The following is an 11436-nucleotide window of genomic DNA, read 5'->3' as shown; positions in this document are numbered from 1 at the left end:
GTCTTTACCCCCTAATCTCGAAACCGTAATTTAAAAGCTCTTTTTTCAGATGCTCCAGATTCTTCTCAGCCATATCTACAAGAGGGAGTCTAAGAATCCCTGCATTATAGCCCAGAAGATTCATGGCTGTCTTTATAGGGATGGGATTGACCTCGCAGAAAAGTGCATCATTAAGCGGCTTTATGCTAAGCTGAAGCTCCATCGCACGTTTTGTACCGCCTTCAAGGAAGTTGATTACCATGTCGTGCATTACTTTAGGTGCAATGTTTGCTACAACTGAGATTACTCCAATTCCTCCTACAGAAAGGAGGGGAACCACTTGATCATCATTGCCTGAGTACATGCAGAAGCTTTCATCACAGAACATGCCGATCTCAACGACCTGACTGATATTTCCGCTAGCTTCTTTTACCCCTGCAATGTTCTTGTGCTTGGAAAGAGTTTTTAAAGTATCAGCATTGATGTTAAGTCCAGTCCTGCCTGGAACATTGTAAATTATCACAGGAATATTGATGGAATCTGCTATTGCGGTATAATGAGCAATAAGTCCCTTTTGAGTAGTTTTGTTGTAGTAGGGTGTTACACATAATACACCGTCGCAACCCACTGATTCAGCATATTTTGAAAGCTCAATGGAGTGATGGGTATCATTGCTGCCTGTACCTGCAATAACGGGTATTCTTCCGGCAATTCTTGCTGCGGTGTATTTATATGCAGCCTTTTTTTCATCATCCGACATAGTGGGAGCCTCACCTGTTGTGCCGCATATGATTATTGCATCTGTAAAATTGGCTAAATGCCAATCCAAGAGTTCTCCAAGTTTTTCAAAGTCAATTCCTTCCTCGTTGAAGGGGGTTATGATTGCAACACCGGAACCTTTAAATATTGCCATGGAAAGACCTCCTAAAATTTAAATTGGTTATAAGTTGCTGCTAACAAGAAGTTCAGCAATCTGCACAGCATTTGTGGCTGCGCCTTTTCTTACATTATCTGCAACTACCCATAGATTTATTCCATATTCTACCGAGTAATCCCTTCTTATTCTTCCTACAAAAACTTCGTTTTTGCCGGCTGCGTACACTGCCAGGGGGTATATGTTGTTAGCCGGATCGTCCTGCACAACTATTCCCGGGCTGCTGCTAAGCAGCTCCCTAAGCTCATCAATATCAAAATCCTTCTCAAATTCCACATTGATTGATTCGGAGTGAGCATAGTAAGCGGGAACACGAACTGTAGTAGCCGTTATTTTCAGGTTCTGATCATCTAAAATTTTTCTTGTTTCTTCAATCATTTTCATTTCTTCTTTTGTGTATCCATTCTCAAGGAATACATCAATATGGGGCAGGCAGTTGAATGCTATGGGGTGAGGATAGGTCTTTGGTCCGTTGCCTTTAATTCCTTCCTCAAGGTCAATAACGCCTTTTACTCCCGTACCGGAAACTGATTGATAAGTAGAGTATACAATTCTTTTTATGCCGTATTTGTCATGAAGAGGCTTAAGAGCAACAACCGCCTGTATAGTTGAGCAGTTGGGATTCGCTATTATTCCTCTGTGATCTTTTGCTGCACCGGGGTTTACCTCGGGAACAACAAGAGGTACATCTTTATCCATGCGGAATGCACTGCTGTTATCTATTACTATGACACCCTTGGAAGCTGCTATTGGAGAATACTTTTTGCTGGTTTCACCTCCAGCAGAGAAAAGGGCAATGTCAATGTGCCTATCAAAGGATTTTTCTGTAAGCTCTTCCACATCGTACTCTTTACCATTGAAGGTAATTTTGCTGCCAGCTGATTTTTTGCTCGCAAAAGCATAAAAATTATTAATTGGGAACTGCTTTTCCTCAAGCACCTTGAGAAACATTCTTCCAACCATACCTGTTGCACCAACTACTGCTACATCATACTTGTTCATCGAAATACCTCCTTTAAAATATAAAAAGTCAGCTTTTTTTTAAAAGCTGACATGATAAATATATCTATTCAGAATAAAGCTGAATAAACACACTTATTCATGTATAGCTCTCCACTGGGGGTTGTGCATTAACACTCCAGTGACAGTCCAGACGCTGTTAGCGAAAGGACCAGGTCAGAAAATAGTGGTGTATTTCTGCCTTCGGCGCTTTTACCTTTATGGATATTCGGGAAACCACACCCTAATAAAACAATATCCTTACTATTTAAAAGCGCACCTCTATCCAAGAATAGAAACCTTTGAATAAATTAGAATAATATTATCATAGGGTAAAAAACGTGTCAACAAGCAATATTTGTTTTGCAATAAAAATATTTAGATTTGCACTTCTATAGAAGACATATTGGTGGGGCTTGCTTAATAACTGTTTGAATATTGAGACTATATAATATACAATATTATATGTATAGAAAATTTGTGCATTGCGGGGTGATATTTTGTTAACTGTAGATGAGAAAATAAAAGCGTTGAAAGATGAAGTAATTGCTATAAGAAGGCATTTGCATAGTATTCCTGAACCGGGACTTAAAGAATTTGGAACTACTAAATATATAATCGAATATTTGAATAATCTTGATATACATGCGGAAATAGGCCCGGCTGGCACAGGAGTCATAGCTTACCTTGAAGGAAAGCCAGGTGCAAAGACCATAGCTTTTAGGGCTGACATAGATGCACTATCAGTGGAAGAACAGACAGGGGCGGAATTCTGCTCTTTGAATAAAGGCTTCATGCATGCCTGCGGACACGATGGGCATACAGCCATACTTCTTGGATTTGCAAAGTTCCTAAAACAGCTCGGTAATGAACGTCAAAGCAATGCGCTCCTGATATTCCAACCGGCAGAGGAAGGCCCGGGCGGAGCTGAGACCATAGTAAACGCTGGGATACTCGACAAGTACAAAGCCAGCTGTATATTCGGACTCCATATTTTCCCGGACATTGAAGAAGGCAAAATCGGCTGCAGGCCTGGCGCTATGATGGCACAGACAGGGGAATTCGATTTGTGGATAAAAGGCAAGAGCTGTCACGGAGCAATGCCCCACAAAGGACGTGATGCTATTGTTGCTGCTTCAGATGTGGTATTGGCTTTGAATACTATTGTCAGCAGGTTTGTGGATCCCATAGAGCCTGCAGTCGTTACCGTAGGCAGAATGATATGCGGCGAAAGACGCAACATAATAGCAGGGGAAGCTGTACTGGAAGGTACTATGAGGGCATTCAGCGACAATACCTATAATATATTGAGAAGCAGAGTAATAAAGATTGCCGCGTCTATAAGCGATGCATACGATTGTGAAAGCAGCTATGAAATAAGAGACATGTACCCGGCAGTACATAATGATCCAGAGCTTTTCGAAAAGCTTATGGAGGATTTGGCTAAAGAGGATTTTATAAACTTGAATCCCCTTACACTTGCAGAGGATTTCTCATACTACCAAAAGAGGATACCTGGGTTATTTCTGATGCTGGGATCTAAAAACGATGAAATGGGCTTTACATATCCTCTTCATAGCAATAGGTTCAATTTTAATGAAGAAATATTGATTTTGGGGATACAAATGTTTTATAATCTATTTAGTAGATGCGAATAATTGCATTATTGCATAAAATCTAACAATAATATGACTTTCGGTTTTGCAAAAACAGCTATGAACGCAGGATAAAAAAAGAACAGGGGTGGAAATATGTATAATTTAATTAAAAAGTTGATTTTCACTGTCTTGATTGTAGTTATGTCTGCATCATTAATCTATGCGGATAGGGTTGATACTGGCTGGAAGGGCTATGGCCTGTACAATCTTAATAAATCGGAAGTCAGTATTCTAGATGAAGAGGATACTGTAACAATAAATGGGGGAAATGCAGCTGCGGTATATGAATATACAATAAAAAACAATTCTGCAAATGATATTACAGTAAATTTCGGTTATCCCGATAACGGAATATATAAGTTCAGTATACATGACGGGAGCAAGTTCTTAAGCTATAAGACAAGAGATAATACATACCTTAAGAATAACTACAAGGTTGAAGGACTTCAGACACCTGATGGAAGATGGTATCTGTTCAATATGGCTTTTGAACCAGGCCAAACCCGTGTAATAAAGGTTAGCATTGAAGCAGAAATGAAAAAAGCTGAAAATGATATATATGGTTTAAGTTTTTTTAAGGACAGGACTTACTCCTATGCAATAGCAAGCGAAAAAACAAAGCTCACTTTAAAGTTTGCTAATTTCAAGCCCTACAGTATATTTGAGCTTGAAGGTATAAAACCAGAGGATATATCAAAGCAAGGTGAAGCAGCGCTTTCTTACAGTGGAAGCTACGGGACCGGTGCCTCTCTAAAATATCAGCCTGTTGATAAGATGGCAATAGACAGGTTAAGCGCCAGTGAATACAAAAAGCCAAAAGCAATAGTGAAAGCTTTCAATGCGAAAAATTATAAAGAAGCATTGAAGTTGAGCGATGAATACATAAGCGCTCCTTCAGATAATCGTTTAAGCTTGGAACAGGTGAAATACGTAAAAGCAGAGTGCAACAGACTTCTTAACAAGAATCAAGAGTATATAAGTGCTATGGAGCAGCTGGACATAACCAAGCTGTACCCTGAAAGAATAAAATATAAGGTACTGCTTGACAGGATGAGCGTATATGACGCTATGAACAATGATGATGCAATAGATAAGATACTTGTGGAGCTTACGCCGGAACTGCAAAACTATCCTTATCTTAATTACTGGCTGAATCAGAACGGCTACAAACTTTCAGAAAGCGGACGGAAGGAAGCTGAGGCAGCCGCTAATGCAGAGATTGCCGCCAAACCCGCTTCAGATAAAGGAATTGATATTCTGGGGACTGCTATTAAAGTTATTACAATTTTAAAGGAAAGCCGATGGACATTTACTATATTGGGACTGGTAGTTGGGTTTATTATTGGCAGACTGACTAAAAGAGGCAGGAAGAGAAGCTCAACATACCTTTTCAGAAATTAGAGCAAGTACACTCATTGTATAATATTAGTGAAATACTACATAATATTACTATATATGTTGTAGAAATGTTTTTCGTAAGAATTCTATGAACTTTTGCTCTATCCCGTTGCTTCCGCAAAGGGACCCGCAAAAGAGAATCTCTAACTACAAAACAAGTCATAAGGAGTGATATTATGAAGTCAAAAAATACAAAGAAAAAGGAATTGATTTTGACCCCTGAAGATGCTATGAAGTATGAAATCGCTAATGAACTGGGTCTGGGTGAAAAGCTTTCACAAGTGGGCTGGGGCGGTCTGACAGCAGAAGAAACCGGACGAATAGGAGGACTTGTCACCAGAAAGAAGAGAAGCTTGACACCAAAGAGTAGTATGAGCCAGTGAAAATTTATTATATAAGTGTATTCGCAGCCGCCTTATGCGGCTGTTATTGTTAAGAGGGAGAATAGGGGGGCGTCTATGAACATTTATGAAAAGGCTGCACAAATGATTAAAAAGAGCAGGTCTACCATAGTGCTAACCGGGGCAGGCGTTTCAACAGAAAGTGGAATTCCTGATTTCAGGAGTCCCGGCAGTGGTCTTTGGGAGAAGGTAGATCCAATGGAAGCCTTATCCTCCAGAGTATTATACAATGCTCCGAAGAAGTTCTACAGCTTGGGTTTTAAAATTATAACCTCGATGACGGATGCTTTACCCAATAAAGTGCATTATCTGATAATGAAGCTGGAGGAGCTTCAACTCATTGATCTTGTTGTGACTCAAAACATAGATGGTCTTCATCATAAGGCGGGAAGCAGGAATGTATTTGAGGTTCATGGTACTACAAGAACCTGCAGCTGCGACAACTGCAGTGCAGAATATGATACGGCGCTTATAGAGAAGAAAGTCATGGAGGGGGAGATTCCTCCAAAATGCAGGTGCGGAGGGATAATAAGGCCTGATGTGGTACTTTTCGGGGATATGCTTCCAAACTGCTTTTATGAAAGCATTAAGCGGGTCGAGGAGGCAGAGCTTCTTGTTGTGTTGGGCTCTAGTCTGTCTGTGTCTCCAGTAAATCATCTTGCAGATATATGCAAAAAGCTTATTATTATAAACATTGGAGAAACCTGCTATGATAAAAAGAGTGATATAATTATCAGAGAAAATATTTCTACGGCGTTAGAAAAAATAATGGAGTATGTTGATGATAGAAAATATGAGCAGATATAACGAATTTGCAGAGGTTTACGACCTCTTTATGGAGGATGTGGACTATAAGGCTTGGAGTAGATATGTGGAAGAAATCTTCGGCCTATATGGTATAAAGCCTGGGCGAATACTTGACACCGCATGCGGCACCGGCAATATTACCATTCCTTTGTCAAAGTCTGGATATGAGCTGTGGGGGCTTGACCTTTCGGAGGACATGCTTTCTATTGCTGAGAGTAAGGCACGGACAGCAAAACAAAAAATCAGATTACTGAACCAGGATATGACTCAGATGAATTTAAAAGAAAAATTTGAGGCTGTACTTTGCATGTGCGATGGTGTGAATTATATTCTTGATGAAGAAAGATTGTCGGACTATTTTAATGCAGTCTATAAAATCCTGGACAAAAATGGAATTTTCGTTTTTGATGTCAGCAGCTATAATAAAATACGTTTTGTATTAGGAAACAACACCTTCCACGAGGAAAAAGATAATAAGCATTATATTTGGAATAATAATTTTAATGAGTCTTCTGATATAGTAGAGATGGAACTGATTTTTTTCATGCCGCAAGGCAGCTTATATCGAAAGTTTGAGGAGCACCATTCACAGAAGGCACACAAGTCTGAGCAGCTGATAAATTTGTTAGAGAAAGCAGGCTTTGAAAACATAAGAATTTTTGAAGAATTTAGTTTTAATAAGCCAACAGATGATAGCGAGAGGATTTTTTTCGCTGCGGTAAAAAACATAGATTAATATTTTACAAACTTCAGGAGGATAACATGAAGGATTACATTATAAGAGGAACAAGCACAGATGAAAGCATCAGATTCTTTAGCTGCATTACTACGGCGATGGTAGAGGAAGCCAGAAAAATTCATGACTGCAGTCCTGTCTCCATTGCAGCTTTGGGAAGAATGCTGACTGCAGGAAGCATGATGGGGATTATGCTCAAATCAGAAAAAGATACGCTGACAGTTCAGATAAATGGAAAGGGACCTGCAGGAAGCATAGTGGCCATATCTGATTATACCGGGAATGCAAGAGGGTATATAACTAATCCCAATGTAGAACTGATGCAGCGGGAAGAAGGCAAACTGGATGTGGGAAGAGCAGTCGGAGTGGATGGGCTGCTGACTGTTATAAAGGATCTTGGAATGAAAGAGCCCTATGTAGGACAAATACCTATTATAAGCGGAGAGATTGGGGATGACATATCCTCATACTTTGCGACCTCGGAACAGACACCTACTGCAGTTGGGCTTGGAGTGCTGGTTGAGGTTGACGGGCATGTGGCAGCTTCAGGCGGCTTCATAATACAGTTGATGCCAGAGGCGGATGAAACTATGATATCAAAGCTTGAAGAGCGGCTTGGCAGAGTTAAGTCTGTAACGGATATGATAAGTGCGGGCCTGGATGCTGAAGGTATGATAAAGGATATATTGGGAGACATAGAATACAAGGTGTATGAAGAGAAACAGGTAGTCTACCGGTGCAACTGCAACAAGGAGAGGCTGGAAAGAGCACTTATAAGTGTAGGAAGACAGGAGCTGGAAGACCTTATACATGAGCAGGGAAACGCAGAACTGGTATGTCATTTCTGCAACAGCAAGTATCACTTTGATAAGGAAGAGCTGATCGTACTGCTTGAGAAGGCGACAACATAAATAATTGTATAAAATTAGAATAATCGTAAAAACTTATTATATAATACATCAAATGTAAAATATCTATAAACAGATAATGTAGTATTCCAAAGCTTTCTAGAGAAATACTGTGCATTAAATTGATAAATGTAAGAAATAAAAAAATTCTAGTTTTGACTTTGAGTCATCTGTGAGTTATACTAGGTGATGTCGCAAGATTTAGCGGGGGCATAGCTCAGCTGGGAGAGCATCTGCCTTACAAGCAGAGGGTCATAGGTTCGAGCCCTATTGTCCCCACCAACTTTTTACCGTAACAACGTGGAGGTAAAAAGACTTACATTCCTTAATGTGATACGTAGCATTTGCGGAGTAAACTAAATACTTGTAACAAATTAAATGATGGCCCAGTAGTTCAGTTGGTTAGAATGCCAGCCTGTCACGCTGGAGGTCGACGGTTCGAGCCCGTTCTGGGTCGCCATCATACCTGCCTTGGTAGCTCAGTCGGTAGAGCAGAGGACTGAAAATCCTCGTGTCGGTGGTTCGATTCCGCCCCAAGGCACCACTAATATGCGGGTTTAACTCAGTGGTAGAGTGTCACCTTGCCAAGGTGAAAGTCGCGAGTCCGAATCTCGTAACCCGCTCCATAATTTTATAAAGGGCGACATAGCCAAGTGGTAAGGCAGAGGACTGCAAATCCTCTATTCCCCGGTTCAAATCCGGGTGTCGCCTCCAAATAATTTCAGCTTATTGGATACAATAAGTTTTTTTGTTTTTTGTACATATTTTTTTGGGCAATAGGCGAGAGGCCAAGGGCAATAGGTTTAGCGGTGCTTCGGAGCAAAAAGAAAGGGATGAATCATTTTGGATTTCTTGAAAACACCATTTATACCAGATGGTAATGTAAGTCTTGCTCTTGTGGATTATAGAATAAATGGAGAGATAGAAGCAAGTCTCACTTCTTTGGGTATTGAATTAATTAAAACTGTTAGGTGTCAAGACCTTTACGAAGCGGTGGACGGTCATCCGGACATGCAGCTGCTGCATATGGGAGAGAACAGTATAATTCTGGCTCCAAATGTATTTGACAGTATGGCACCAACACTTGAGAAAAAAGGATTTGCAGTGACAAAGGGTGCAACTTGGCTGGTTAGAAACTATCCGGGCAATATTGCATATAATATATTGAGAATGGGAAATTTTGCTTTTCACAATACGAAATATACTGATGCAGAGGTAGTAAAATCACTGGAAAAGGAAAATGTAAGGCTGATACATGTCAGTCAAGGCTATACAAAGTGCTCAACCTGCATACTTGACAGCAGAACAATCATTACCTCCGATTTAAAGCTTTCGGAAACAGTAGAAAAATATGGGATTGAAAGTCTGCTAATAAAGCCTGGAGGAATAGAACTGAAAAATCTGAATTATGGTTTTATAGGCGGTGCCAGCGGTCTTATTTCGGAAAAGCATATAGCCTTCACAGGTAATCTTGAAGTATTGGAAGACAGCGGCAAGTTAGTTGAATTCCTAAGCGATAGAGGATTTGAGGCAACAATGCTATGGGATGAAAGGCCAGTGGATTATGGATCAATTATACCTTTGAAATGCTTTCAAAAAATATAGAAAATATTTATACATAATTGAAACATTTACAGGTCAAGTATATTGATGACAGCTAAAACATCGAAAAGTCAATCACAGCCACATTTTAAGGAGCTTCACCTGTCATTGGGATTTGAATACAAGAAATATTTACGCAGATACTATTTATGAAAGACCATTCTTATTTGATTTCTTTATAAGTTATTGAACGGATTCTTTCTTATTCTAGTTCTCACAACGTTCAATAAAGGAGGGAGTTGGAAAAATGTTTCTTGTAGCAATTGGTGTATGCGATAATGCAGAGATAATAAAAGCAGATATATATAGACAGTTGGATGAGGCAAAGAAGGATGGTATCGACGTTGTCATTGATGATTATTATGCAGGCGATGCGCTTTTTGTAAGATGCGGCATAAGGGATAAGCTCTTGAACATACTGACTGAAAAGAAGGCTTACGAAGAGCTTAAATATACACTTTCCAAAGCTTTGACAGAAGTAATAATATCACACTATGAACTGAAGCTGCTAAGGAAATTAGCCAAAGCAAACTTCTTTTATTTAAGTGAAAGGGAGCGAGCCAGTGTTATTGGAAATGCCCTGAAACTCTTAAAAGAGGAGAAAATGATGCAGCCAGGTGGCTTTTATAAGGCAACTAGAAGAAGCAGGATAATGAGAAGCATACTTGAATATCTGGATGTTGAAAATGAAATTAATATAGAAGGCTTCGTTAATTTCAGGCTGAATGCATATATTAACGAGCTGAACGAGACTATAGAAAGGGCTTTGGAGATTTTTGTAGCTGAAAGGGAGTACAATGAATTTATTAAGCTTTTGAGATATTTTGTGGAGATTCAAGAGTGTAAGATAGACACCATACATTTATGTCAATCCAAGGACGGAAGATATATAATGTATGATGAAAGCAGAAACCGCGTAAGTAGTGAATATTTTGACGAGCTGCGCTCGGAAATGCTTGATGAAAGCATTAACTATGACGATTTGCTGATTAGTACTCTTATAACAATTTCACCTAACAAAATAATAATACATGATATGGAAAGTTTTAAGAACAAAGAACTGCTTCAGACAATCATGAATGTATTTGCTGAAAGAATAACCGTATGCAATAAATGCGATTTATGCAGCAGCCAGGCGGAGGGCAAGGAAACAAACAAATATAGTCTCTGATTGTCATTTGTGCTATAATGTATAATACAAATGACAATCGGGGGACAGTAAAATGTATGAAGCAATATTTCTGATAGTTGTAGGAGCAATAATCGGCTGGCTTACAAACGTACTTGCGATAAAAATGCTTTTCAGGCCTATAAAACCTTTTAAATTGCCACTTTTGAATATTACAATACAAGGACTTATACCCAAAAGGCGACATGATATTTCAAAAAGTATTGGAGAGGTTGTAGAGCAAGAGCTTATCTCTATACATGAGATTTTTGATAAGCTTGTGACGGAGCAGAACAAACAGGAAGCTTTATGCATAATAAAGGAAAAGCTGCTTAAAGTTATAGATTATAAAATCCCATCCATTATTCCATATTCTATTAAAAGCAAAATAATTGACTATTTCGAGGAGCAGATTAATAAAGATGCCATGTCTATTCTAAACAGCTCTATTGATGGTATAATAAACAATTCGGTACATAAAATCAAGATTGGTGAAATGGTAGAAGAAAAAATTGACGAACTCGAGCTGGAAAATATGGAAAAGCTAATATTAGGCCTTACGTCCAAGGAATTGAAGTATATTGAACTGCTTGGGGGACTTCTGGGTGGAATAATAGGTCTATTTCAGGCTATAATCATAAGAATTCTTTAATTGACATTATATTATGAATAATGTATAATCTTAAGGAAATAATACAATTTAAATGCAGTGATGAGGACGAGTAAAGCAAGGTACTCCAAAAGAGAGGGAATGTCAAAGGCTGAAAGCATTCCTTGGATGAATTGTTTGAAGACCACCTCGTAGCAGCGGGTTGAAAAAGCGTACAGCTTTAGTAAGCCTTGACG

General features: G+C 39.2%; 11 protein-coding genes, 5 tRNA genes, 1 riboswitch and 1 other annotated feature (1 of these 18 cut by a window edge). Of the genes, 14 read left to right on the top strand and 2 right to left on the bottom strand.

The features are described 5' to 3' along the window. Window positions 1-4: 4 nt before the first annotated feature. A complete protein-coding gene (gene dapA, locus VEB00_08750) occupies window positions 5-892 on the bottom strand; it encodes a 4-hydroxy-tetrahydrodipicolinate synthase (GenBank protein HYF83097.1) in 888 nt (295 codons plus the stop codon). A 27-nt stretch (window positions 893-919) separates the two neighbouring features. Next, window positions 920-1915 carry an aspartate-semialdehyde dehydrogenase gene (locus tag VEB00_08745; GenBank protein HYF83096.1) on the bottom strand — a complete coding sequence of 332 codons (996 nt, stop codon included), beginning with the start codon at window positions 1913-1915 and terminating at the stop codon, window positions 920-922. Between the two features lie 96 nt (window positions 1916-2011). Beyond that, window positions 2012-2205: riboswitch (Lysine riboswitch) on the bottom strand. A 207-nt stretch (window positions 2206-2412) separates the two neighbouring features. Between VEB00_08745 and VEB00_08740 the strand changes: the two genes are divergently transcribed. The 14 genes from VEB00_08740 to VEB00_08675 all read left to right on the top strand — a co-directional run bounded on the left by VEB00_08740 (window position 2413) and on the right by VEB00_08675 (window position 11242). Next, window positions 2413-3570 (top strand): amidohydrolase, encoded by a 1158-nt coding sequence (locus VEB00_08740; GenBank protein HYF83095.1) that lies wholly within the window; start codon window positions 2413-2415, stop codon window positions 3568-3570. A 93-nt stretch (window positions 3571-3663) separates the two neighbouring features. Beyond that, window positions 3664-4971, top strand: coding sequence for a hypothetical protein (locus VEB00_08735; GenBank protein ID HYF83094.1), 1308 nt, complete (start codon window positions 3664-3666; stop codon window positions 4969-4971). Between the two features lie 173 nt (window positions 4972-5144). Then, window positions 5145-5351: a small, acid-soluble spore protein, alpha/beta type gene (locus tag VEB00_08730; protein ID HYF83093.1), complete on the top strand. Its 207-nt coding sequence runs from the start codon at window positions 5145-5147 to the stop codon at window positions 5349-5351. 75 nt (window positions 5352-5426) lie between these two features. Next, the gene (locus VEB00_08725) at window positions 5427-6176 is read left to right on the top strand and encodes an NAD-dependent protein deacylase (protein HYF83092.1); all 750 of its coding nucleotides are present in this window, start codon (window positions 5427-5429) and stop codon (window positions 6174-6176) included. Beyond that, complete coding sequence (locus VEB00_08720; protein HYF83091.1) at window positions 6151-6912, top strand: methyltransferase domain-containing protein; 762 nt, start codon at window positions 6151-6153, stop codon at window positions 6910-6912. The genes VEB00_08725 and VEB00_08720 overlap by 26 nt, the downstream gene beginning before the upstream one ends. A gap of 26 nt (window positions 6913-6938) precedes the next feature. Then, window positions 6939-7823, top strand: a complete 885-nt coding sequence (gene hslO, locus VEB00_08715; GenBank protein HYF83090.1) for an Hsp33 family molecular chaperone HslO — start codon at window positions 6939-6941, stop codon at window positions 7821-7823. A 203-nt stretch (window positions 7824-8026) separates the two neighbouring features. Beyond that, a tRNA-Val gene (locus tag VEB00_08710) sits at window positions 8027-8102 on the top strand. A gap of 101 nt (window positions 8103-8203) precedes the next feature. After that, window positions 8204-8280: transfer RNA gene (locus VEB00_08705), tRNA-Asp, on the top strand. An 8-nt stretch (window positions 8281-8288) separates the two neighbouring features. Next, window positions 8289-8364, top strand: a tRNA-Phe gene (locus VEB00_08700). Between the two features lie 7 nt (window positions 8365-8371). Next, window positions 8372-8446 (top strand) — tRNA-Gly (locus VEB00_08695). A 13-nt stretch (window positions 8447-8459) separates the two neighbouring features. Continuing rightward, window positions 8460-8534 (top strand) — tRNA-Cys (locus tag VEB00_08690). A gap of 129 nt (window positions 8535-8663) precedes the next feature. Then, window positions 8664-9425 carry a hypothetical protein gene (locus VEB00_08685; GenBank protein HYF83089.1) on the top strand — a complete coding sequence of 254 codons (762 nt, stop codon included), beginning with the start codon at window positions 8664-8666 and terminating at the stop codon, window positions 9423-9425. 244 nt (window positions 9426-9669) lie between these two features. Beyond that, entirely contained in the window at window positions 9670-10593 is a 924-nt protein-coding gene (gene ytxC, locus VEB00_08680) for a putative sporulation protein YtxC (GenBank protein ID HYF83088.1), read from the top strand. 52 nt (window positions 10594-10645) lie between these two features. Then, window positions 10646-11242: a DUF445 family protein gene (locus tag VEB00_08675; protein ID HYF83087.1), complete on the top strand. Its 597-nt coding sequence runs from the start codon at window positions 10646-10648 to the stop codon at window positions 11240-11242. 48 nt (window positions 11243-11290) lie between these two features. Beyond that, window positions 11291-11436, top strand: a binding site (T-box leader); it runs 65 nt beyond the window's last position.

The sequence above is a fragment of the Clostridia bacterium genome, assembly GCA_035628995.1.
Lineage (GTDB): Bacteria > Bacillota > Clostridia > Lutisporales > Lutisporaceae > BRH-c25.
The sequence above is the reverse complement of the archived record's forward strand: the minus strand, read 5'-3'. Positions and strand labels throughout refer to the sequence as shown.